We start from the raw sequence: 21,098 nt of genomic DNA, 5'->3' as shown, positions 1-21,098 counted from the left end.
CCGGGTGCGCACGCGGGGAACACTGGTCCTGACCGCACTCACGCCCGACGGAAGGAACACCCATGCCTACACGCACCGCCCGCACGGCCTGGAACGGCACCCTGCAGGACGGGTCCGGTCAGGTCGAACTCAGCAGTTCAGGTGCGGGCACCTTCGAGGTCTCGTTCCCCAAGCGTGCCGCCGACGACGCCGACGGGACCACGAGCCCGGAGGAGTTGATCGCCGCGGCGCACACCTCCTGCTACGCCATGCAGCTCTCCGCATTGATCGCCGAGGCGGGCGGCACCCCACAGAGCCTTGAGGTAACAGCGGACGTCACGCTGGGCCCCGATGACCCCGGATTCAAGCTGACCGGGATCGCGCTCACCGTCAGGGGCGAGGTCGACGGACTCGACGCCGACGGGTTCGCCGCGGCGGCGCAGGCAGCCAAGCAGACCTGCCCGGTGAGCAAGGCCCTGACCGGGGTCCCGATCACCCTCGATGCGGCGCTGGTCACCTAGGGCCCAGGAACAGAATCGCGATGGTGGACGTTTCAACCATCTGTGAGCCTCGAAACGAACAGCCAGCCCGAATCAGCCACCGAGCCCGCCGTGGTGATGGAGATCTGGTCGGATATCGCCTGCCCGTGGTGCTACATCGGTAAGCGCCGCTTCGCGGCCGCGCTGGAGAAGTTCGAGCACCGTGACCAGGTGCGGGTGGTGTGGCGTTCCTACCAGCTGGCCCCCGAGACGCCGATCGGCGCCAGGGCCAGCGAGCTCGAGGCGCTGGCCCGGCACAAGGGCCTGCCCGCCGATCAGATCAGGCAGATGTTCGCCCACGTCGCGTCCACCGCTGCGGCCGACGGCCTCACGATGGACTTCGACACCGTGATCGCTGCGAACACCTTCGACGCCCACCGGCTGGTCCACCTCGCGGGGGACAGGAGCGTGGACGTGATGGAGGCGCTGTTCCGCGCCCATTTCACCGACGGCCGGGTGGTGGACGACCGCGACGAACTCGTCGCGATCGCCGCCGAGAGCGGGCTCGACGCGACCGCGATCCGCGCAGCGCTCGAGACCGACGCCGCGGCGGAGCAGGTGCGCGGGGACATCGAGGAGGCGCGCCTGCTCGGCGTGACCGGGGTGCCGTTCTTCGCCGCCAACCGGGCGATCGGTGTCTCCGGCGCGCAGCCCGTCGAGGTGTTCATCCAGCTGCTCGAGCAGGCCTACGCGCAGTCCGGGGCGATCGTCACGCTCGGTGACGACGCAGGCAGCTGCGCCGACGACTCCTGCGCCGTCTAGCGGCGCGCGAAGTACCTCCTGGCGCCCGCGCCCAGCAGCAGGCCGAGCCCGGCGACCACCGCGATCAGGTGGACGGTCCGTGCCAGACCGATGAGTGTCGACGCGACCGTGAGGTCGGCGACGTCGAATCCGTTCGCCGACAACAGCCAGGCCGCGGGTTCGATGACCAGCGACCCGATTCCGATCGTCCCGAGGCCGACCAGCAGGGTCAGCCGGGCGGGGTTCGAGCCGCGCCGCATCGCGACGGCGAGCGCGTACACCGCGCCGTAGATCGCCAGCCGGATCGCGCCCTGGACGGCGATCGCGGACGGACTCGCGCCGCCCTCGTCGAGCGCGCGAGCGGCCTGGAGGATCGCCTCGACGATGCCGGCGAGCAACGCGACGGACAGCAGGGTGAAGGAGTGCTCGACCTGGCGTGGCGGGCGGGTGCGGATCTCGGTGGTGGTCATGGTTTCCGAGCGTGCCGCCCGGTGGCGGCAACGGGCATCACCCCGTGGCGTGAATCCGGGCTCACCCCACGGTATCGGTCGACCGTGTGGGACAACGGAAGAAGCGGTGGAGCCCGGTGCAATGCACCGGGCTCCACCGCTTCGCTCGAGAGGTGACGTCAGCGGGCGGTCAGCGACTCCGACTGGGAGCTCGCCTTCGCGGCACGCTCGGTGAGGAACGCGAACCCGAGTCCGAGCGCCAGCCACAACGTGGCCTGGATCGTCAGCGAGGACACCCGGAAGTCCCACAGCAGGCTGGCGGGGAAGTCGGGGCCGACCTCGTTGATGTCCGGGAGCACCAGGTAGCCGATTCCGGCGACGGCAAGGAAGGCGAGCAGCGGTGCGGCGATCCGGACGGTCAGGAACTGGTTGGCCGCCACCACCTTTGCCACGTAGGCCGCGATCGACACCGCGGCCAGGCCGAGTACCACCGCGGCGAGCCACAGCCAGGTCCGATTGTTGATGGTCTCCGGGTCCCCGACCGCGGGCGGGTTCGCCGGATACTTGAAGAACGGCACCGCCTCGACCGCAAGCCAGCCGAGACCGGCAAGGGTCAGCGCGAGGATCGGTCCGGACAGTCCGCTGACCCGGCGTGCGTAGTACGCGACCGCGGCGAACAGGGCGCCGAGCGCGAGACCGGCGAGGCTGGTCGCGAGGAACAGGCCGAACCGCTGCCCGTCCCTGCTGACCAGCGGCTCCTCGGAATCGCCGTGCGAGTGTCCGCCGGACTCCGCGCCGGTCGTGGCCTCTGTCGTCCCGGCGTCGTGCCCGTGCGGTTCGACGGGCGCGGCCGCGGCCTCCTCGATCGCGATGGCCGCGTCGATGTGCGGTTCGCCGATCACGAACGCGACGGCACCGGCGAGCAGTCCGGCGATTAGGCCGGCCAGCAGGCCGCGGATGAGGAGGTTCTTGAAGGTTCCGGTCAGTGGCACGGCAGGCCCAGCAGGTGGCGACCGTCATGCATCAGCTCGTGCATGTACATGCCGGTGCGCGAGACCGCACCCTGGTCGAAGCCGACCAGGTAGAGGGTCAGCATCGCGAGCAGGACAACGCCCGCGATGATCATCGCGATGCCGACAGAATCGGTCGCCGTGCTGGGATTGTGTACGAGTGCCATGGTTCCTCCTGGGATTCCGCGTCCCTTAAAAGCCCATGCGATGGCCCCGGTATCTGGCTGTCGAGGGTGTGCCTCGATCACAGTGGCGCGACCGCTCCGGACTCTCACCGGATTCCCGTCAACCATCGCAATTACCAGCGCACTCTCGCACTCACCCGACAGTGGTGTCAATCGCAACGTGTTCGGCCGACCGGCGAGACGTTCGCGCGTACTTCATCGGGCGGTCTGCGACTGTTGGCGGGATCGCCATGCCGACAGGGATCGATGAGTCGGTGCGAATAGTGCAGCTGGCCAACTTCTACGGCCCCCGATCGGGCGGGCTGCGCACCGCGCTGCACAACTGGGGCGCCGGCTACTGCGGACGCGGGCACGAGGTGATCCTGGTTGTTCCTGGTAGGCGCGATGCCGAGGAGGTGATGGCGAGCGGGGTCCTCCGGATCACCCTGGCGGCGGTGCCGATCCCGGCCACCGGCGGTTATCGCGCCGTCAACCCGCGACGGGTGGCCGACGTCGTGCGGGGGCTGCGCCCGGCCGCCCTCGAGGTGTCGGACCGGCTGACGTTGCGCGGCTTCGGGCAGTGGGCGCGTCGGCGGGACATACGGAGCGTGGTGGTGTCCCACGAGCGACTCGACCGGCTGCTCGGACAGGTGCTGCCGCCGCGTACGGCGCGTTCGTGGGCGGACGTCGCCAACGCGCGGATGGTGCGCAACTTCGATGCGGTGGTCTGCACCACCGCGTTCGCGTCCGAGGAGTTCATCCGGATCGGCGCGGGAAACCTGTTCCGCGTTCCGCTTGGCGTCGACCTGACGCTGTTCCATCCGGATCGGCGGGACGAGGACGTGCGCGAGCACTACGCCCGGCCGTCGCAACGGCTGCTGCTGCACTGCGGACGGCTGTCGGTGGAGAAGCAGGTCGAACGCAGCATCGAGGCGGTCCGGTCCCTCGTCGGGCAGGGGCAGGACATCCGGTTGGTGATCGCAGGGGACGGGCCGAAGCGAGAAGCCTTGCGGCACAGGGCGAGGAAGCTGCCGGTGCACTTCACTGGGTTCATCGGCGACGCAGGCCGGCTGGCGACGCTGTTCGCCTCCGCAGACGTCACCCTTGCGCCCGGCCCGCACGAGACGTTCTGCCTGTCGGCACTCGAGTCGCTGGCAGCGGGGACGCCGGTGGTCGCGGCCAGATCGTCCGCCCTGGCGGAGATCATCACCCCGGACTGCGGGGCGCTTGCGCACGGGCGGGGCGTCGCGCTGGCGGACGCCGTCACCGGGGTGCTGGCCCTCCCTGCGGGTGCGCGCAGGGAGTCCGCCCGACTGCGGGCCGAACAGTTCAGCTGGTCGGCGTCAGTCGACGGGATGCTGTCGGTACTGGCGGGGAACTGACGGCGGGGTGGACAGCGCCCGCCGCAACGCGGCCGCGGCCCGGCCCATCGCCTCGGGTCCCGACCGACCGACTCCCACCATGTTCGCGAAGGAGTGGATCAGCCCGGGCTCGAGGACGTACTGCACCTCGACCCCCGCCTCGCGGAGCTTCTCGGCGTAGGCCTCGCCCTCGTCGCGCAGCGGATCGAACCCCGCGGTCACCAGGTAGGCGGGCGGCAGGCCGGTGAGGTCGCCATAGATCGGTGACAGCAGCGGATCGGTCCGGTCTGCGCCCGCCGGGATGTAGCTCTCGTCGGCGAGGTCCATGAACCGTGTGGTCAGGAAGAATTCCGCGAAGGTCGCCCGGCTGGGTCGCTTCACCGCGACATCCACCCCGGGATAGATCAGCAACTGGAACACCGGCGGCGCCCCGAGCCCGCCGTGTGCGGCGCGCTGGGCGAGGACGGCGGCGAGGTTTCCGCCCGCGCTGTCGCCGCCTACGGCGATCCGGTCGGGGTCGATGCCGAGCCCGGCCGCATTGGCGGTCACGAACGAGTACGCCGCCTCGACGTCGTGCAGCGCCGCGGGGAAGGGCGACTCGGGGGCCAACCGGTAGTCGACGGCGACGACCCGCACCCCGGCCCGTTCGGCCAGGAATCGGCACACCGCGTCGTGGCTGTCGAGGTCGCAGTAGATCCAGCCGCCGCCGTGCGCGTAGAGCAGCGCGGGCGACGTGGTGGTCAGGCCGCGCGGGGTATAGAACCGGAGCCGGAGAGGGCCACCTGGGCCGTCGATGTCGCGGTCGGTGACCGCGCCGATCGGTAGATTGCCGCCGACGGCCCTGGAACTGGACAGCAGCGCGCGCCGACCACTGGGGATCGGACGCTCGTCGAAGGGCCTGCCCTCGACCCTCTGCAAAGCGAGGATGAGCTGCATCTCCGGGTCGAGGACGTTGCCCTCGATCTCCACCGGACGCCCCGCCATGCGGCGGAGGACGCCCGCGGGCATCCGCAGGAGGATCTGCAGCGTGTGCCGCCTCGCGGCGTCGATCGCCCGGGCCATAGGTGCGAACCTACGCGCTCGACCAGGGGCGGATGCCCGTTTCGAGGCTCAGGCGTTCTTCGCAGCGGCGGCCACGTCGAGCACGACCTCGAACTCGAGCAGGGAGGCACCGGTTGCCACCGGCTTGGCGCGCTCACCCGAGTGCGCGGCCCTGGCCGGGCCGTCGGACCAGGCCTTGAAGGCCTCCTCGGATTCCCACTGCGTCACGACGAAGTAGCGCTCGTCGCCCTTGACGGGGCGCAGCAACTGGAAGCCGAGGAAGCCGGGGGAGTTCTCGACCGCGTGCGCGCGGTTCGCGAAGCGCTTCTCCAGCTCGGGGCCTGCGCCCTCGGGAACCTCGATTGCATTGATCTTCACGACTGCCATGCGGGCGAGCGTACTCCGCTCGCGGTCAGGCGCCGGTGGTGTCGGGTTCGGCGAGATGCTCGGTCAGCACTGCCAATTGGATCTTGCCCGCGTCGGCGTGGACCGCGCGGCCGGCGTCGGTGACGTCGACGAAAACCCCGCGACGATCCGATTCGCACAGCGACCGTGCAACCAGCCCCGCCTTCTCCAGCCGCGCGACGCTCCGGGAGAGGGCGCTCGGGCTCAGGTACATGTCCGCGGCGAGCTCCTGCATCCGCGGGTGCTTGCAGGTGACGCTCATCAGGCGGTCGAGGGTCTCGAAGTCGCTCATGCTCAGGCCGTGCGCGTTCTGCATCTGGCGATCGAGGTCGCACGCGATGCCGTTGTACCGGTCGAGCAGCGCTCGCCAGGTGCCGCGGAGCTCAGCTTCTGACGTCATGGCCGCATCCTAGTTCCAGTCCACACATTGATGCAAGCGAATTAAATGTTAACGAAATTAGTGCTTGCGCATTGATTGCACATGCACATACAGTCCTCGACGTGACTATCACCGAAACCACTCCGAACCTCACCGCCTCGCCGGGTTCGACCGCTCCTGCCGCAGGGCAGGCATGGACGGCCCGCCTCTGGGGGATCCTCGCGGTGCTGTGCGTCGTGATGTTCCTCGATGGGCTCGACGTCTCGATGGTGGGCGTCGCGCTGCCCTCGATCGGCACCGAACTCGGCCTCGACACCACCTCACTGCAGTGGATCATCAACGGCTACGTGCTCGGCTTCGGCGGCCTGCTGCTGCTCGGCGGGCGCACCGCCGACCTGCTCGGCAGGCGCAACGTCTTCCTGGTGGCGCTGGCGGTCTTCGCCGTCGCCTCGCTGGTCGGCGGGCTCGTCGACAACGGCACCCTGCTCATCGTCACCCGCTTCGTGAAGGGCCTCGCCGCGGCCTTCACCGCGCCGACCGCGATGTCGATCCTGACCACCACCTTCAAGGAGGGGCCTGCCCGCAACCGGGCGCTGTCGATCTTCTCCGTGTTCGGTGCGAGCGGCTACTCGTCGGGGCTGATCCTCGGCGGGCTGCTCACCAGCGCCGGCTGGCGGTGGACGTTCCTGATGCCGGTGCCGTTCGCGGTCGCCACCCTCGCCGCAGCCGTCGTCCTCATCCCGCGGGACCGGCCTGCCGACACCGGCGGGCACGATCTGGCCGGCGCGGTCACCCTGGTCGCAGGCATGATGCTCGCCGTCTACACCGTGGTCTCCGCGCCCGCACGGGGCTGGGCGGATCCGCTCACGCTCGGACTCTTCGCGCTCGCGGCGGTGCTGCTGGCCTCGTTCGTCGTGGTGGAGAGGCGAATTGCGCATCCGCTCGTCCGGCTGAGCATCCTCAAGGTGGGCGCGATCGTCCGGGCCAACCTGAGCATCATCGCGTTGTTCGGTTCCTACCTGAGCTTCCAGTTCATGGTGACGATCTTCCTGCAGTCCGGGCTCGGATGGTCGCCGCTGAAGATGGCGATGGCGCTGCTCCCTGCCGGACTGATCGTCGCGTTCGGCTCGCCCTTCGTTGGCCGCCTCGTCGACCGGTTCGGCACGCCGCGGATGATCATCGCCGCGCTCGGCTCGCTGAGCCTGGGCTACCTGTGGTTCCTGTTCGTCGGCAGCGATCAGCCGACGTACGCGGTCGCCATCCTGCCAAGCGTGATCCTGCTCGGCTTCGGTTTCACGTTCGGCTTCACCTCGATCATGGCCCAGGCCACCTCGGGCGTCGACGACTCCGAACAGGGCCTGGCCTCGGGTCTGGTGCAGACCTCGATGCAGGTCGGCGCGGCGCTGGTGCTCGCGCTGACCACCGCGCTCGTCACCGCCGGTTCGCACACCGGGGCGGGCACCGCGAGCTTCGAGCAGTTCCGCCCGGGCCTGATCCTGGTCACCGGCGTGGCGCTGCTCGGGCTGGCGATCACCGTCTGGCCGTTGATCCGCGGGCGGCGCTACTCGGCCGTGCCGGAGGCGAGCCGGGTCTGACCGGGCACACCGACCGCGAGGCAGCACGGCACCGGGATAACCTCGGTGCCGTGCTGCATGACGAGGGTGGGACCGGTCGGCCGATTCTGTTGCTCCACGGATTGATGGGCAGCGCCAGGACCTGGCGCAGGCACGTGCCGTGGCTGCGCGAGCACGGGCACGTCTACACCTTCGACGCGGCCGGGCACGGCAGGCCCGCCCCCGCCGAACTGACCACCGAGGCGTTCGTCGAGGATCTCGCCGCCGCACTGACGCCGATCACCGAGCCGATGGTGGTCATCGGACATTCGATGGGCGGGCTGCACGCCTGGTGCTTCGCCGCCGCGCACCCCGATCGCGTCAGCGCGCTCGTCGTCGAGGACATGGCGCCCGACTTCCAGGGGCGCACCGCGCGCGACTGGGCCGAGATGATCGGGTCCTGGCCGCAGCCGTTCCGCGACCGCGAGCACATGATCGATTTCTTCGGACCCGTTGCGGCGCAGTACTTCATGGATTCCTTCGAGGAGCGGTCCGACGGTTTCCATCTGCACGGCGAGGTGCCGGTGTGGCGGGATATCTCCGAGGAGTGGGGGACCCGCGATTTCTGGACGCAGTGGTCCGCGGTCCGCGCGCCCGCCCTGCTGCTGGAGGGTGAATTCACCATCACCCCGGCCGGGCAGATGCGCGCAATGGCCGACACCGCAAGGGAATCGGCGACGCGCTACGAGCTGGTCGCGGGTGCCGGTCACCTGGTGCACGACGACCGGCCGGTCGAGTATCGCGCGGCGGTGGAGGCGTTCCTCGACGGGTTGCCGGGGTACGCCGCCGGTCAGTGATTGAGGCTCGCCACCAACTCCCGTCCGTCCTGCGCTGCGCCGGCGGCGAACTCGCGCTCGAACGCCTCGGTACCGAGGATCCGCGTCGCCGCGGCGGTGATCCTGTCGACGTCGCCGCGCTCGCCGGACGGCAGGGGCGCGCCGACCGACCCGCGGGCGGTCGCGGCGGCGCCGAGCAACCGGGCGGCCTCCGCGGCACGCCCGGCAGGCACGTGGGCCCCGGCGAGGCCTTCCATCGCCAGGGCCACCGCGCGCGGATCCGCGAGGCCCAGTGCCTCGGCGTAGCCCTCCGAATGCAGGGCCCGCGCGCGGTCGGCATCGCCGCGCAGCTCCGCGATGAACCCGAGCTCGGCGAGCATCAGCGTGGTGATCGGCCCGAAGTCGCTGCGCCTGCCCCAGTCGAGCATCGCCCGAAGCCGGGGCTCCGCGTCCTCGAAGCGGCCGGCCCGGCGGTCCGTCAGGCCCAATCCGATCTCCGCGGACACCTCTCCGTTGTGGTACCCGTGCTCGAGCGCCATCTGGAGCGAGCGTCCGTGGAGCTCCCGCGACCGGTCGAGATCGCCTGTCAGGAGCGAGATCCGGGCGAGGCCGCACAATCGATCGGTCGCCTCACGCCACAGGCCGAGCTCCTGCGCCGCGCGGAGCCCGTCGGCGTGCAGGTCGCGTGCGCGCCCGTAGTCGCCCGCGATCTCGGCGAGGGTCGCGAGCGGGTAGGCGACCTGCGCCTGACCCCAGCGGTCGCCGAGTTCACGGAAGATCGCCAGGCTCCGCTCACCGTCGCGGGCGGCCGCCGCGAGCGAGTCGGGCCCGTCGCGGAACTGGGCGCGCGTACACAGGGCGGCGGCCACGGCCCACCGGTCGTCCTCGGTGCGCAACTGGGTCAACGCCCGATCCACCAGGTCTCGACTGCCACGCATGTCGACGGCACCGTACATCGCGTAGGCCAGGAACCAGGTGGTGCGGCCGCGGCCCGGGAGCTCGCCGACGATCGGGGGCATCTCGGGGTCGGAGTCCCGGCGACCGGACGTGCCGGGCAGGCGGCGGAGCAGTCGAATGCCACTGTGCCAGTGGGCCGCTCGGACCGCGATTCGGGTGTCGGTGCCGCCTGCGTTCCGCAGCGTCGCGTCGAGCCAGCGGTCCGCCTCGGTGAATCGGCCGCGCAGTACCCAGTACCAGGTCAACGCGTCGGCCAGGCGCAGCCCGAGGTCCGGGTGATCGACGGCGGCGGCGAGGGCACCGCGCAGGTTGGCGCTCTCCGCATCCAGTCGCGCCAGCCACGTCCGCTGCGAGTCCCGGTGCAGGTGCGGCCCTGCGGTCTCGGCCAGCTCCGTGAAGTACCGACAGTGCCGGTCGCGCAGCGCCTGGTGTTCTCCAGCCTCCCCGAGGCGTTCGGCGGCATAGGCATGGATCGACTCCAGGAGCCGGTACCTCAGTCCGTCCGGCGAGTCGGCCACGGTCACCAGTGAGCGGTCGACGAGACCGGTGAGCAGGTCGAGTACGTCGGCCGCGTCGATGCCGTCGCCCGAGCACACCGCCTCGGCGGATTCGAGTGTGCAGCCGTCCGCGTAGACGGCGAGGCGACGAAGGACGGTGCGTTCGGCGGCGGTGAGCAGCGAACTGCTCCAGTCGATCATCGCGCGCAGGGTCTGCTGTCGTGGGGGAGCATCCCGGTATCCGGTCGTCAGCAGTCCGAACCGGTCTTCGAGTCGCTCGAGCAGGCGCTGAGCGCCGAGCACCCGGACGCGCGGCGCGGCCAGTTCCAGCGCCAGCGGGATGCCGTCGAGCCGTCTGCAGATCGCCGCCACGGTCGCGGCGTTGTCGGCCGTCAGCTCGAAGCCGTGGGACGAGGCCGCCGCGCGGGTCACGAACAGTTCCACCGCGCTCGATGCGGCGACCGACCCGGGGTCGGTGGGAAGGCTCAACGGATCTACAGCCCAGAGGGTTTCGCCCATGATCGCCAGTGGTGACTGGCTGGTTGCGAGGATTCGCAGGCCGGGCGCAGCAGCGAGGAGGTGTCCGGCGATCAACCCCGCCTCGGTCGCCAGGTGCTCGCAGTTGTCGACCACCAGCAGCGCGTTCCTGGTCCGCAGGGCCTCGGTCAGGCGTGCGAGGGGAGCGGTGGGTTCCTGCGCGGGAACGGCCAGGGTCGGGGTGTGCTCTCGGATGGCGAGGGCGGTCAGCATCGCGTCGGCGATTGCCTCGGTGTCGGGATCCGTCGAAGCCAGCTCCACCAGCCAGACGCCGTCCGGTGTCGAATCCTGCAGCTGCCGTGCGGTTTCCACGGCGAGTCGAGTTTTTCCGACGCCACCTGGACCGGTGAGCGTGACCAGTCGGGAGTCGTCCAGCGCGGCGCGGACGCCCGCCACCGCCTCCGTGCGCCCGATCAGGGCGGTGATCGCCGCAGGCAGGTTGCCGCGTGGTACGGGCCGCGCCGCGCTCGGCGGCCCCAACGCGGGGTCGTGACGCAGGATCGCGCCGTGCAGCGCGACGAGTTCCGGATCGGGGTCGAGGCCGAAATCCTCGGACAGGGCCTCGCGCAGCCGCGCGTAGCTCGCGAGCGCCTCCTGCTGCCTCCCGGCGCGATAGAGCGCCCGCATATGGGCCCCGCGCAACCTGTTCCGGTGGGGATGTCGATCGACCAGTCCGGCCAGCTCGGCGACGAGAGCCGCATCATCGCCGAGCGCGAGGCGGGCCTCCGCCTGCTCCTCCACCGCGGTGAGCCGCCCTTCCTCGAGCCGGGTGGCGGTGGCTCGGGCGAACGGCTCCTCGGCGTAGCCGGCGAATGCCGGACCGCGCCAGAGTTCGAGGGCCTGACCGATCAGCGCGACCCGAGATCTCGGGTCGGGCTCGGCCCGTGCCCTTGCCGCCAGCTGTTCGAATCGGATCGCGTCCACCGCATCGCAATCGACCCTGAGCAGGTAGCCGGATGCCTCGAACGCGACGAGTTCCCTGCCTCCTGGCTCGCCCTGCTCGAGCGCACGGCGCAGCAACGAGATCTTGGTCTGCAGGGTGCTCGGCGCGCTCGGCGGCGGTTCGTCGCCCCACAGCGCCTCGATCAGTCGGTCCGCGGACACCGGCTTGCCCGGATGCACCAGCAGGGCCGCCAGCAGCGCGCGCACCTTGCGTTCGGTGATCGCGATCGGCCGGCCGAGTGCGGCCTCGGCGCGTAGGGGCCAAGGACTCCGAACCGCATGCAGGCAACGGTAGTGCAGGTCACCGACAGCGGCCCCATACGCCAGCGGACCACAAGCGATACGCAAGGGCGTACGCGCAGGCTCGGATCCGGCAGCAGCACACAGTCATACGAACGAAGGACACACGATGAGCGACAGCGCGAACACCCCGGTCACGGTCATCGGACTCGGACCGATGGGGCGGGCCATGGTCGGCGCCTATCTCGACAGGGGGCACCCGGTGACGGTGTGGAACCGGACGGCGAGCCGCGCCGACGAATTGGTCGCGAGGGGCGCGACACGAGCGGAGACGCCCACGGAGGCCGTGCAGGCGAGCGGGCTGGTGATCCTGAGCCTGACCCACTACGGCGCCATGTACGACATCCTCGACACCGTCGGGGACGCACTGGCCGGACGGGTGGTGGTCAACCTCAGCTCGGACACCCCCGAGGCAACGAGGGAGGCGGGCAGCTGGCTCGCCGATCGGGGCGCCGATCTCCTGGTCGGAGGGGTGATGGTGCCCGCACCGATGGTCGGGGGCGAGGGCGCCTACGTCTTCTACAGCGGCGCCGAGGCGACGATGGACGCACACCGGCAGACCCTGGCCGTGATCGGCAGGCCCGACTACCGTGGCGAGGACCCGGCGCTCGCGCAACTCTGGTACCAGGCGCAGCTCGACGTCTTCCTGACGGCGTTGTCGAGCTTTGCACACGCCGCCGCATTGGTCGGATCGGCGGGGGTGACCGCCGCGGAGCTCGCTCCGTACTCGGCTGAGACGTTCGGCCTCGCCTCGGCGATGCTGCAGGAGTCCGCGAGCAGGTTCGACCTCGGTGATCATCGCGACGACGGCGCCAACGTCGTCATGATGGGGGCGACCGCCGATCACATCGTCGGGGCCAGCCGCGCCGCCGGCATCGATCTCGCGCTGCCACTCGCGGTGAAGGATCACTACGACCGGGCTATCGCGGCAGGCCACGGTCGGGACAGCTGGACCAGCCTGTTCGAGGTGATCCGCAAGCCCGCGACGAACCGCTGATCGCCGAGGGCGTCGGGGGCCCGCGGCGGATGTTCGGGCAGCGCGCGTCGCAGGCAACGGCGCGCTGTCGCACCGTCTGGGTACGGTCTCGGCATGGCAACGCCCAGCGATTTCGACGCACTCGGTCCGGTCCTTCTCGTCTCCGGCGACAGCAGTTCCAGCATCATCTACTCGCCCGGCGGTCCGGAGTATCACCAGCACCGATCCGCGTTGGAGGCGCACGGCATCGAGGGCTCCGGGTACGAGTTCGCAGGTGCCCTCCGAGCGGTGCTCACCGACCGGGCCCCCGCCACCCTCGGCGCGGTCGGCTTCGACCCGGAGGCAGGCATGGTGAGCGTCTACGGCAACGATCTCGATGCACTGCTCGTCGCGGCGAGGACCCTGCACACCCTGGTGCTCGACGCGGACGCCCTCGACGCCGCGCTGACCCGGGCCGTCGAACTCGGCGTCGACGACGACTAGGCCGGGTCCCGCGACTGCCGTCAGGCTTCCCCTGCGAGCGCGAACAGCCCGTCCTCGGTCTGTTCGACAAGCCCGTCGACCAGTAGCGAGTCCAACGCCCGGTCCCGCTGCGCGGGGTCCGTCAGCCACGCCTGGTCGAGCCGCGCCCGCTCGACCGGCGCGTGGGTCTCCCGCAGCACGTCCAGCAGCAGGCCGCGGACCTGACGGTCGGTGCCCGCGAACTTCTGCACCTTGCGCGCCGGTCCGGTGTGCGCGGGGCGACCCGCGCTCACCCACGCGCAGTCGCTCAGCGGGCAGCGGTCGCAGTCGGCGTTGCGCGCGGTGCAGACGGTCGCGCCCAGCTCCATCAGCGCGGCCGAGAACACCGCGGCACTCGCCCTGGTCCTCGGGAGCAGTGCGTCGACGTCGGCGAGGTCGCGGGTGGTGGACGGATTGCCGGGCTCAGCGGCGCCGTGCACGGCCCTGGCCACCACGCGCCGGACGTTGGTGTCCACCACCGGGACCCGCTGCCCGTAAGCGAAACAGGCCACCGCCCGGGCGGTGTACGCGCCGATTCCAGGCAGGCCGAGCAGCACATCCACGTCGGCAGGTACCTCGTCGCCGTGTTCGGCGGCCAGCACCCGCGCGCATTCGTGCAGCCGCAGGGCCCGGCGCGGGTAGCCGAGCTTGCCCCAGGCGCGCAGCACCTCGCCCTGGCTCGACGCGGCCATCAACGAGGGCACCGGCCAGCGCTGCACCCACTGCTCCCAGATCGGCGCGACGCGGACCACCGGTGTCTGCTGCAGCATGATCTCGCTCATCAGGATCTGCCACGCGGTGACGCCCTCGCGCCTCCATGGCAGGTCACGGGCCTGACGCTCGTACCATGCGATCAGTGCGGAGGTGTTCACTTGAACTTCACACCTCCCATTTCACTGTTTTGCCAGGTGGCCAACGAATCGCAGAAAGTGCCGGGTGCACAATGGCTGACATGCCTAACTCGAATCCCATCTCGGCCTGGAAGGCACTGAAGCAGGGTAACGACCGCTTCGTGAACGACGCCTCGCTGCACCCCAGCCAGGGCATCGCCGACCGGGCGAAACTCGTCGACGGACAGCACCCGACGGCGGTGCTGTTCGGCTGCGGTGACTCACGCGTGGCCGCAGAGATCATCTTCGACCAGGGTCTCGGCGACATGTTCGTGGTGCGCACGGCAGGCCACGTCATCGACGGTTCCGTGCTCGGCTCCATCGAGTACGCGGTGGAGATCCTCAACGTGCCGCTGATCGTGGTCCTCGGCCACGACAGCTGCGGCGCGGTCAAGGCGACCCTCGACGCGCTCGACAAGGGGGCGATCCCGAACGGCTTCATCCGGGACGTCGTCGAGCGAGTCGCGCCGTCGATCCTGATGGGCCGCAATGAGGGCCTCACCGAAATCGACGAGCTCGAGGCCAGGCACGTTGTGGAGACCGGCGACCTGTTGATGCAGCGCTCGCGGATCATCGCCGATCGTGTGGAGGCGGGTACCTGCGCCATCGTCGGCGTCACGTACAAGCTCTCCGACGGTCGAGTGCACCTGCGGAACTCGGTCGGCGACATCGGTGAGGTCGCCGACTGAGCGACACGCCGGGGCTGGTGGAGGTCCGCCCGGGCCCGGGGACCTAACGTGGGTTCTGTGTTGGAACCAAACGGGCCGCTGCCCCCCGAGATCTACTGGCGACGACGCGCGCTCGCGATCGGGGCGGGTGTGGTCGCGCTCATCCTGTTTGTCTGGATCGTGACGTCGCTCGGCGGCGGCGGAGACGACCCCGAGGCCGAGGCCGCGGCCGCCAGCAGCTCGCAGAGCAGCACCTCCTCCGGCCAGGCGGCGCCCAGTTCCGCAGGCGACGGGGGCGGATCCGGTTCCGGATCCGGTGAGGCGTCCGCGTCCGGTTCGGGGTCCGGCGGTTCGGGCGGGGACACCGCGGTGTCCGGTTCCGTCTCGGGTGAGGCGGCGGCGTCCTCGTCGGCCGTGGTCCCCGCGGGCCAGTGCCCCGACCAGTCGCTCGCGATCAAGGCCAGCTCGAACCAGCCGAACTATCCGGCGGGTCAGGAGCCGCAGTTCGGCATCGTGGTCACCAACATCGGCTCCGCGACCTGCGAGCGCGATCTCGGCGCGGGCATGCAGCAGGTGCTGGTCTACAGCCTGGACGGGCAGCAGCGGATCTGGTCGAACACGGACTGCTTCCCCAACACGGCGCCGGACATCCGCTCCCTCAAGCCCGGCGAGCAGGCAGCGTTCACGGTCAAATGGTCGGGCGCCACGTCCGAGCCCGGTTGCACCGCCCCGCGTAACCCGGTCGGTCCGGGCGCTTACACGGTCGTCGGCCAGCTCGGCGCGCTGCGCAGCACCCCGGAGCCGTTCAACATCAGCTGACGCCGCTCCGCGGCCGTGCGCGATCCGTACCCGGTTGGGGTACCGATCGGGCACGGTTTCGCGGTCAGTCGAACGGGCCGGAGATCGATGTCTCGGCGAGGCGGGACAGGCCCTCCCGGATGTGCCGGGCCCACAGCCCGCCGATGCCCTCCACCGACTGCAGGTCGGCCGCGGTCGCGGCGAGCAGGCCCTGCAGGGTGCCGAACGATCCGACCAGCCGGTGGATCTGGTGGAACTGCAGGCGCGGCACCCGGGTCAGCACCCGGTACCCGCGCGGGCTCATCGGCGCCTCGAGCGCCTCGATGGTCGCCGGGTAGCCGTAGGCGCGGGCCAGCGTGGTCAGGTCGAGCAGGTCCGCGTCGGTGAGCTTGTCGAGCGCCTGGAGGGTTCGCTCGACGGCCTCGGTCGGGGCCTGGCCCTGGCCGGCCAGGTAGTCGCGGGCCACCAGCTGACGGGCGATGTCGTTGTCGCCGACCAGTTCCTCCAGCTGCAGGGCGAGCTGCCTGCCGTCGGTGCCGAGCTCGAGCACGTCGCGCTCGATCTCCACCGACACCCGGCGCACCATCTCGAGCCGCTGCACGACGGTGAGGGCGTCGCGCAGGGTCACGAAGTCCTCGATCTCCACGACGGAGAGCTGGTTGGTGACCTGGTTGAGCCTGGATTTGTACCGCTCGAGCGTCGCGACGGCCTGGTTCGCCCTCGACAGGATGGTCGGCGAGCCCTCCAGCACGTGCCGGATGCCACCGACGTACACGCTGACGATGCTCATCGACTGGCTCACCGAGACCACCGGGTAGCCGGTCTGGATCGCGGTCCGCTCCGCCGCGCGGTGCCGGGTGCCGGATTCCACGGTCGGGATCTTGTAGTCGGGGACCAGCTGCACGTTGGCCCGCACGATGCGGGTGCCGTCGGTGGACAACACCACGGCCCCGTCCATCTTGGAGAGCTCCCGCAGCCGGGTCGGTGCGAATTCGACGTCCAGCTCGAAGCCGCCGTCGCAGAGTTCCTCGATCTCGGCGTCGTAGCCGAGCACGATCAGGGCGCCGGTGCGGCCGCGCATGATCCGTTCCAGGCCGTCGCGGAGCTCGGTCCCCGGCGCCAGCCGAGCGATCGTTTCGCGGACGGTGGCAGACGGCGTGGCGTCGTCCATTGCCGTCCCCCTCGCTCGCGTGCGCGGCGCCTCATCGCCGGGCGGAGTCGGTCGATCCGCCGTCGCTTCGCGTCCAGGTTACCCAGCGGGGAGAGGCGACGGCCTCCCCGGGGCCGGACGCGCCGGTGCGGGGCAGGCCAGGGGCGCGTCGGGACCGCGATCGGCGAACCGATACTTTGTTAGCCGTGAGTAGTACCTGGACCTTGCCCGATGATCTCGTGTTGCCGATCCGCCCCGACTTCTTTCCCGCGCCGGGAGGGGCCCTTCCGCAGCATTGGTCCAAGTGCTTCGGCTGCGGCGACGACCAGCCCGCAGGGATGGCGATGACCTTCACAGCGGGCGAGGGCCTCGAGGTGTCCGGCAGGCTGACCGTGGCGAACCGATACCAGGGCGGACCAGGGGTTATCCATGGCGGCATCCTGTCCGTCGCCTTCGACGAGGTTCAGGGTATGGCCTGCATGGTGCTCGGCGGCCCCGTGGTCACCGGTCACCTGGAGATCGATTTCGCGAAGCCGATCCCGCTCGGATCGGTGCTCGAGTTCCGCGCCCGGATCGACGGCATGGTCCGGCGCAAGGTCTACACCACCGCAGAGGCCCGGATCGTCGAGGGACCGACCGCAGGTGACGACATCGTCGCCACCTCCCGCGGACTGTTCCTGACCATCAAGCCCGAGCACTTCGCGCCGATGCAGGACTTCGTGGACGGCGACGCGACCTCGCCGTTCGGCACGTCCTCCTCGCTGTAGGTCCGCTCAGCCCCGGGGCAGCACCCGCAGGGCCTCGCCGAGATTGGTGACCTCGGTGGCGCGCATCCCCTGCGGCGGTGTCCCGGAGTCGCGGGGCACCACCGCGTGGGTGAAGCCGAGCCGCTTCGCCTCGGCGAGCCGCCGGTCTACGCCGGTGACCCGGCGCACCTCGCCCGCCAGCCCGACCTCGCCGAGCACCACCACTCCCGGCGGCAGCGCCGCGTCCTTGAAGGCGGATGCCACCGCGACGGCCAGGGCCAGGTCCGCGGACGGTTCGGTCAGCCGCATTCCGCCGACCGTCGCCGCGTACACCTCCTTGTCGGAGACCTTGACCCCGCATCGACGTTCGAGCACGGCCAGCACCATCGAGACCCGCGCCGAGTCCATGCCGCTGACCGCGCGCCGGGGCGAGGGGTTGTGCGAGGTCGCGACGAGTGCCTGTACCTCGCCGAGCAGCGGGCGCTTGCCGTCCATGGTGACGGTGACGGCGGTGCCGGGGACGGTGTCGTCGCGATGGTGCAGGAAGAGCCCGGACGGGTCGCTGACGCATTCGATGCCGTCCTCGCGAAGCTCGAAACAGCCCACCTCGTCTGCCGCGCCGAAGCGGTTCTTGACGCCCCGCACCATGCGCAGGGTCGAGTGCTTGTCGCCCTCGAAGTGCAGCACCACGTCCACCAGGTGCTCCAGGGCGCGCGGCCCGGCAACCGCGCCGTCCTTGGTGACGTGTCCGATCAGCAGCACCGGGATGCCGCTGGACTTCGCCAGTGAGGTGAGCGCGCTGGTGATGGCGCGGACCTGGGTGACGCCGCCGACCACGCCCTCGACATCGGCGGCGAGCATCGTCTGCACGGAGTCCACGATCAGGAGCGTCGGGCGGACCTGCTCGACGTGCCCGAACACGGTGGCCAGGTCCGATTCGGCGGCAAGGAACACCCGCTCGTGCACGGAGTTGGTCCTGTCGGCCCGGAGCCGGACCTGCCCGGCCGACTCCTCGCCGGTGACGTAGAGGGCGCGGTCCTGCGGGTCGCGTTGCGCCCACCGGTGCACGACCTCGAGGAGCAGGGTCGACTTGCCGACGCCGGGCTCGCCTGCGAGCAGTACCACCGAACCGGGGACCAGGCCGCCGCCGAGCACCCGGTCGAGCTCGGACACACCCGTGGGTTTGGCCCTCGTGGAGGTGCCGTTGATCTGAGAGATCGGGGTCGCCGGGGAGGTCGGCACCATGGACACGCCGCGGGCAGCGGTGGCGCCCGGCCTGCTCGCGACGGCGGCGAGTACTGCCACCTCCTCGATCGAGCCCCACGACCCGCAGTCGGGGCAGCGGCCGACCCATTTGGCCATCGAGTGCTGACAGGACGAGCAGCGAAAGCTCGATTTGGGTTTGGCCACCACCGCAGCCTAGGCGTGGGGTCCGACAGTGCAGGCGGAGCGGCACCGCCGCAGTGCGGCAGGAGCGGCGCGGCCGGGGATGTCATCCGGGCCGAAACATGTTGCGCCGCAACAACGAGAACGGCCCCGACGCTGAGCGTCGGGGCCGTTCTCGTTGAACCGTGGGGACTAGTGTCCGCCGCTGCCGAGGGGCTCGGCGCCTGCGTTGCCGGACTTGTCCGACTCGTGGCGCTCGGTCTTCGGCCCCGCATCGACCGGCACCGAGACGACGATGTCACCCGCGCGCTCGAAGCTGAAGGTGATCGGGACCGTCAGGCCGGGGTAGACGCCCTCGTTGATGTCGTTGAGCACCACCAGGATCAGCTGGGTGGGGTCCTCGGGGTTGTCGAGGACGGTCGCGGCGCGGGTGCCTGCGCCGAGGGAGGTCTGCGGATCGATGATCCGGCCGCCCACCTCGCCCGCGATGGTGACCGAGTCGGCCGCATCGGTGGTGATCTTGGTCAGGCGGTCGGCCTTCTCCTCGTTGTTGTTCACCGCGGTGAACGCGAGAGCGGCCTTTCCGCCGGGCTCGAGGCTGTACTCCTCGCTGTCGGGGTACAGGATGTGCACGTTGCGCAGGGAGATATCACCCTGGTTGGCGTAGTTGCCGTTCACGGCCGCAACCTGGGTTGCGGTCTGGGTGATCTGGCCCGCGCTGCAGGCGGACAGCGAGATCGCCGCGGCTGCGGCCAGGGCAACGGCGGTCGCGACTCGTCGAGTCGGCGCATTCAGGGCTGTCACGGGTTGTCCTCCACGGCGTCGGGTCGTACTCCACTAGGCAGAGTAGTAGTCAGGTCTGCGGACCGGGTCCCGGGGTCGTCCTTCGGGGCTTCGCGGCGGGGTTCGCGACGCCGAAACCTGAGGCCAGATGGTCGGTTTGGGTCTCACTGGATGCACGTTCAGGTCCGGCTGTCAACCCCTCCGATCACCCCTCTGTGCCCCTGACCAGGGCCGTTGGAAGCTGTGCCGCCGGGCCCCGTGTTAAACTGTGAAGATCGAAAGGGGCACGGGACAGATGATTTTTAAGGTCGGAGACACCGTCGTATACCCCCACCACGGAGCGGCGCTGATCGAGGCAATCGAAACTCGCACCATCAAGGGTGAACAAAAGGAATATCTCGTTCTCAAGGTCGCTCAGGGCGACCTGACCGTCCGGGTCCCCGCGGATAACGCCGAGTACGTCGGCGTCCGTGATGTTGTCGGGCAGGAAGGCCTCGACAAGGTCTTCCAGGTGTTGCGTGCGCCGCACACCGAGGAGCCGACCAACTGGTCGCGCCGGTACAAGGCAAACCTCGAGAAGCTCGCCTCCGGCGACGTGAACAAGGTTGCCGAGGTCGTCCGCGACCTGTGGCGTCGTGAGCAGGACCGCGGGCTGTCCGCGGGTGAGAAGCGGATGCTCGCCAAGGCACGTCAGATCCTCGTCGGTGAGCTCGCGCTCGCCGAGGGCACCGACGACGCCAAGGCCGAGATCATCCTCGACGAGGTTCTCGCAGCAGCGTCCTGACACATGAACAACGTGACTGACCCGGCCGAAGTGCGCAGCGGAGGCCGGGTCATTGCTTTGGTGCCCGCTGCCGGGCGCGGGGAGCGCCTCGGGGAGGGCATCCCGAAGGCGTTCGTCACGCTGCGCGGTGTCTCCATGCTCCGGCTCGCCGTCGAAGGACTGATCGAGTCCGGTGTCGTCGACCGTGTCGTGGTGATCGTGCCCGCGGACCGGATCGACTCGGTGCGCGCGGAGTTGCCCGAGGGCGTCGACGTCGTCGCAGGCGGCGCCGAACGGACCGACTCGGTGCGTGCGGGGCTCGCGGCCGCCGAGGACGCCGACCTGCTGCTCGTGCACGACGCGGCCCGGGCCCTGACCCCGCCGCCCCTGATCGCCCGCGTCGTGGCGGAGCTGCGTGCCGGCCGCGATGCGGTGGTACCCGCCCTGCCGGTCTCCGACACCATCAAGACGGTTGACCTGCTCGGCGCGGTGACCGGCACCCCGGAACGCTCGGAGCTGCGAGCCGTTCAGACGCCGCAGGGATTCACCGCGGATCTGCTGCGGCGCGCCTACGCGGCCGCCGACTCGCTTGCCACCGACGACGCGGGCCTTGTCGAACGGATCGGCGGGCGGGTCCGGACCATCGTCGGGGATCCGCTGGCCTTCAAGATCACCACCCCGCTGGACCTGGCGCTGGCCAGGGCGCTGGCGAACGACGAACCGATCGAGCAGTAGGGAGCCGGGCAA

The 21,098-nt window shown here is 70.3% G+C and carries 23 protein-coding genes and 1 riboswitch; of the genes, 12 read left to right on the top strand and 11 right to left on the bottom strand.

Annotated elements, in window-relative coordinates; all coding sequences use genetic code 11:
- The first annotated feature begins 62 nt into the window (after window positions 1-62).
- Both BTZ20_RS23220 and BTZ20_RS23215 read left to right on the top strand, forming a co-directional pair.
- On the top strand, window positions 63-500 hold the full coding sequence (locus tag BTZ20_RS23220; protein ID WP_077042970.1) for an OsmC family peroxiredoxin: 438 nt from the start codon (window positions 63-65) through the stop codon (window positions 498-500).
- A 96-nt stretch (window positions 501-596) separates the two neighbouring features.
- On the top strand, window positions 597-1,280 hold the full coding sequence (locus tag BTZ20_RS23215; RefSeq protein ID WP_083742988.1) for a DsbA family oxidoreductase: 684 nt from the start codon (window positions 597-599) through the stop codon (window positions 1,278-1,280).
- Here BTZ20_RS23215 and BTZ20_RS23210 read toward each other — a convergent pair.
- The 3 genes from BTZ20_RS23210 to BTZ20_RS23200 all read right to left on the bottom strand — a co-directional run bounded on the left by BTZ20_RS23210 (window position 1,277) and on the right by BTZ20_RS23200 (window position 2,885).
- On the bottom strand, window positions 1,277-1,729 hold the full coding sequence (locus tag BTZ20_RS23210) for a hypothetical protein (protein ID WP_077042968.1): 453 nt from the start codon (window positions 1,727-1,729) through the stop codon (window positions 1,277-1,279). The genes BTZ20_RS23215 and BTZ20_RS23210 overlap by 4 nt on opposite strands.
- A gap of 158 nt (window positions 1,730-1,887) precedes the next feature.
- A complete protein-coding gene (locus BTZ20_RS23205; RefSeq protein WP_077042967.1) occupies window positions 1,888-2,700 on the bottom strand; it encodes a CbtA family protein in 813 nt (270 codons plus the stop codon).
- A complete protein-coding gene (locus tag BTZ20_RS23200; protein WP_027500515.1) occupies window positions 2,691-2,885 on the bottom strand; it encodes a CbtB domain-containing protein in 195 nt (64 codons plus the stop codon). Before BTZ20_RS23200 ends, BTZ20_RS23205 begins: the two co-directional genes overlap by 10 nt.
- 24 nt (window positions 2,886-2,909) lie before the next feature.
- A riboswitch (cobalamin riboswitch) is annotated at window positions 2,910-3,039 on the bottom strand.
- Window positions 3,040-3,157: 118 nt separating this feature from the next.
- Here BTZ20_RS23200 and BTZ20_RS23195 point away from each other — a divergent pair.
- Window positions 3,158-4,264 carry a glycosyltransferase gene (locus tag BTZ20_RS23195; protein ID WP_077043925.1) on the top strand — a complete coding sequence of 369 codons (1,107 nt, stop codon included), beginning with the start codon at window positions 3,158-3,160 and terminating at the stop codon, window positions 4,262-4,264.
- Here the strand turns inward: BTZ20_RS23195 and BTZ20_RS23190 are convergent.
- The 3 genes from BTZ20_RS23190 to BTZ20_RS23180 are packed head-to-tail and all read right to left on the bottom strand — an operon-like array spanning window position 4,226 to window position 6,089.
- Window positions 4,226-5,305 carry an alpha/beta hydrolase gene (locus BTZ20_RS23190; RefSeq protein ID WP_077042966.1) on the bottom strand — a complete coding sequence of 360 codons (1,080 nt, stop codon included), beginning with the start codon at window positions 5,303-5,305 and terminating at the stop codon, window positions 4,226-4,228. The genes BTZ20_RS23195 and BTZ20_RS23190 overlap by 39 nt on opposite strands.
- A 48-nt stretch (window positions 5,306-5,353) precedes the next feature.
- Window positions 5,354-5,671: a mycobilin-forming heme oxygenase MhuD gene (gene mhuD, locus BTZ20_RS23185; protein ID WP_077042965.1), complete on the bottom strand. Its 318-nt coding sequence runs from the start codon at window positions 5,669-5,671 to the stop codon at window positions 5,354-5,356.
- Window positions 5,672-5,696: 25 nt separating this feature from the next.
- Window positions 5,697-6,089 (bottom strand): MarR family winged helix-turn-helix transcriptional regulator, encoded by a 393-nt coding sequence (locus BTZ20_RS23180; protein WP_077042964.1) that lies wholly within the window; start codon window positions 6,087-6,089, stop codon window positions 5,697-5,699.
- A gap of 101 nt (window positions 6,090-6,190) precedes the next feature.
- On the opposite strand from BTZ20_RS23180, the gene BTZ20_RS23175 reads away from it, so the two are divergent.
- Window positions 6,191-7,663, top strand: a complete 1,473-nt coding sequence (locus BTZ20_RS23175) for an MFS transporter (RefSeq protein ID WP_077042963.1) — start codon at window positions 6,191-6,193, stop codon at window positions 7,661-7,663.
- 50 nt (window positions 7,664-7,713) lie between these two features.
- Complete coding sequence (locus BTZ20_RS23170) at window positions 7,714-8,478, top strand: alpha/beta fold hydrolase (RefSeq protein WP_077042962.1); 765 nt, start codon at window positions 7,714-7,716, stop codon at window positions 8,476-8,478.
- Here BTZ20_RS23170 and BTZ20_RS23165 read toward each other — a convergent pair.
- The gene (locus BTZ20_RS23165) at window positions 8,472-11,597 is read right to left on the bottom strand and encodes a BTAD domain-containing putative transcriptional regulator (protein ID WP_223263480.1); all 3,126 of its coding nucleotides are present in this window, start codon (window positions 11,595-11,597) and stop codon (window positions 8,472-8,474) included. The two genes, BTZ20_RS23170 and BTZ20_RS23165, sit on opposite strands and share 7 nt — an antisense overlap.
- Before the next feature lie 202 nt (window positions 11,598-11,799).
- Between BTZ20_RS23165 and BTZ20_RS23160 the strand changes: the two genes are divergently transcribed.
- Window positions 11,800-12,687 carry an NAD(P)-dependent oxidoreductase gene (locus tag BTZ20_RS23160; RefSeq protein WP_077042961.1) on the top strand — a complete coding sequence of 296 codons (888 nt, stop codon included), beginning with the start codon at window positions 11,800-11,802 and terminating at the stop codon, window positions 12,685-12,687.
- Window positions 12,688-12,780: 93 nt separating this feature from the next.
- Window positions 12,781-13,149: an Imm51 family immunity protein gene (locus tag BTZ20_RS23155; protein ID WP_077042960.1), complete on the top strand. Its 369-nt coding sequence runs from the start codon at window positions 12,781-12,783 to the stop codon at window positions 13,147-13,149.
- A gap of 20 nt (window positions 13,150-13,169) precedes the next feature.
- Here the strand turns inward: BTZ20_RS23155 and BTZ20_RS23150 are convergent, their stop codons facing one another.
- Window positions 13,170-14,039 carry an A/G-specific adenine glycosylase gene (locus BTZ20_RS23150; RefSeq protein WP_077042959.1) on the bottom strand — a complete coding sequence of 290 codons (870 nt, stop codon included), beginning with the start codon at window positions 14,037-14,039 and terminating at the stop codon, window positions 13,170-13,172.
- Window positions 14,040-14,119: 80 nt separating this feature from the next.
- On the opposite strand from BTZ20_RS23150, the gene BTZ20_RS23145 reads away from it, so the two are divergent.
- Together BTZ20_RS23145 and BTZ20_RS23140 are read left to right on the top strand one after the other, a co-directional pair.
- Window positions 14,120-14,746, top strand: coding sequence for a carbonic anhydrase (locus BTZ20_RS23145; protein ID WP_077043924.1), 627 nt, complete (start codon window positions 14,120-14,122; stop codon window positions 14,744-14,746).
- A 57-nt stretch (window positions 14,747-14,803) separates the two neighbouring features.
- Window positions 14,804-15,544, top strand: a complete 741-nt coding sequence (locus BTZ20_RS23140) for a hypothetical protein (RefSeq protein WP_077042958.1) — start codon at window positions 14,804-14,806, stop codon at window positions 15,542-15,544.
- Between the two features lie 64 nt (window positions 15,545-15,608).
- Here the strand turns inward: BTZ20_RS23140 and disA are convergent, their stop codons facing one another.
- Window positions 15,609-16,694 (bottom strand): DNA integrity scanning diadenylate cyclase DisA, encoded by a 1,086-nt coding sequence (gene disA / locus BTZ20_RS23135; protein WP_077042957.1) that lies wholly within the window; start codon window positions 16,692-16,694, stop codon window positions 15,609-15,611.
- A gap of 185 nt (window positions 16,695-16,879) precedes the next feature.
- On the opposite strand from disA, the gene BTZ20_RS23130 reads away from it, so the two are divergent.
- Window positions 16,880-17,440 (top strand): PaaI family thioesterase, encoded by a 561-nt coding sequence (locus BTZ20_RS23130; protein WP_077042956.1) that lies wholly within the window; start codon window positions 16,880-16,882, stop codon window positions 17,438-17,440.
- Window positions 17,441-17,446: 6 nt separating this feature from the next.
- Here BTZ20_RS23130 and radA read toward each other — a convergent pair whose 3' ends face one another.
- Both radA and BTZ20_RS23120 read right to left on the bottom strand, forming a co-directional pair.
- A complete protein-coding gene (radA, locus tag BTZ20_RS23125) occupies window positions 17,447-18,829 on the bottom strand; it encodes a DNA repair protein RadA (RefSeq protein ID WP_077043923.1) in 1,383 nt (460 codons plus the stop codon).
- Window positions 18,830-18,997: 168 nt separating this feature from the next.
- The gene (locus BTZ20_RS23120; RefSeq protein WP_077042955.1) at window positions 18,998-19,609 is read right to left on the bottom strand and encodes a hypothetical protein; all 612 of its coding nucleotides are present in this window, start codon (window positions 19,607-19,609) and stop codon (window positions 18,998-19,000) included.
- 274 nt (window positions 19,610-19,883) lie between these two features.
- On the opposite strand from BTZ20_RS23120, the gene carD reads away from it, so the two are divergent.
- Entirely contained in the window at window positions 19,884-20,372 is a 489-nt protein-coding gene (gene carD, locus BTZ20_RS23115; protein ID WP_007528440.1) for an RNA polymerase-binding transcription factor CarD, read from the top strand.
- A 3-nt stretch (window positions 20,373-20,375) separates the two neighbouring features.
- Window positions 20,376-21,086: a 2-C-methyl-D-erythritol 4-phosphate cytidylyltransferase gene (ispD, locus tag BTZ20_RS23110; RefSeq protein WP_077042954.1), complete on the top strand. Its 711-nt coding sequence runs from the start codon at window positions 20,376-20,378 to the stop codon at window positions 21,084-21,086.
- Window positions 21,087-21,098: the final 12 nt, after the last annotated feature.

Source organism: Rhodococcus sp. MTM3W5.2 (genome assembly GCF_001984015.1).
Classification (GTDB): Bacteria; Actinomycetota; Actinomycetes; order Mycobacteriales; family Mycobacteriaceae; genus Rhodococcus_G; species Rhodococcus_G oryzae.
The sequence above is the reverse complement of the archived record's forward strand: the minus strand, read 5'-3'. Positions and strand labels throughout refer to the sequence as shown.

Excerpts from the sequence above, each read along its gene's own strand:
- BTZ20_RS23220 (WP_077042970.1), top strand. The coding sequence starts at position 63 with ATGCCTACACGCACCGCCCGCACGGCCTGGAACGGCACCCTGCAGGAC.
- BTZ20_RS23215 (WP_083742988.1), top strand. The coding sequence starts at position 597 with ATGGAGATCTGGTCGGATATCGCCTGCCCGTGGTGCTACATCGGTAAG.
- BTZ20_RS23210 (WP_077042968.1), bottom strand. The coding sequence starts at position 1,729 with ATGACCACCACCGAGATCCGCACCCGCCCGCCACGCCAGGTCGAGCAC.
- BTZ20_RS23200 (WP_027500515.1), bottom strand. The coding sequence starts at position 2,885 with ATGGCACTCGTACACAATCCCAGCACGGCGACCGATTCTGTCGGCATC.
- BTZ20_RS23190 (WP_077042966.1), bottom strand. The coding sequence starts at position 5,305 with ATGGCCCGGGCGATCGACGCCGCGAGGCGGCACACGCTGCAGATCCTC.
- mhuD (WP_077042965.1), bottom strand. The coding sequence starts at position 5,671 with ATGGCAGTCGTGAAGATCAATGCAATCGAGGTTCCCGAGGGCGCAGGC.
- BTZ20_RS23180 (WP_077042964.1), bottom strand. The coding sequence starts at position 6,089 with ATGACGTCAGAAGCTGAGCTCCGCGGCACCTGGCGAGCGCTGCTCGAC.
- BTZ20_RS23160 (WP_077042961.1), top strand. The coding sequence starts at position 11,800 with ATGAGCGACAGCGCGAACACCCCGGTCACGGTCATCGGACTCGGACCG.
- BTZ20_RS23155 (WP_077042960.1), top strand. The coding sequence starts at position 12,781 with ATGGCAACGCCCAGCGATTTCGACGCACTCGGTCCGGTCCTTCTCGTC.
- BTZ20_RS23145 (WP_077043924.1), top strand. The coding sequence starts at position 14,120 with ATGCCTAACTCGAATCCCATCTCGGCCTGGAAGGCACTGAAGCAGGGT.
- disA (WP_077042957.1), bottom strand. The coding sequence starts at position 16,694 with ATGGACGACGCCACGCCGTCTGCCACCGTCCGCGAAACGATCGCTCGG.
- carD (WP_007528440.1), top strand. The coding sequence starts at position 19,884 with ATGATTTTTAAGGTCGGAGACACCGTCGTATACCCCCACCACGGAGCG.
- ispD (WP_077042954.1), top strand. The coding sequence starts at position 20,376 with ATGAACAACGTGACTGACCCGGCCGAAGTGCGCAGCGGAGGCCGGGTC.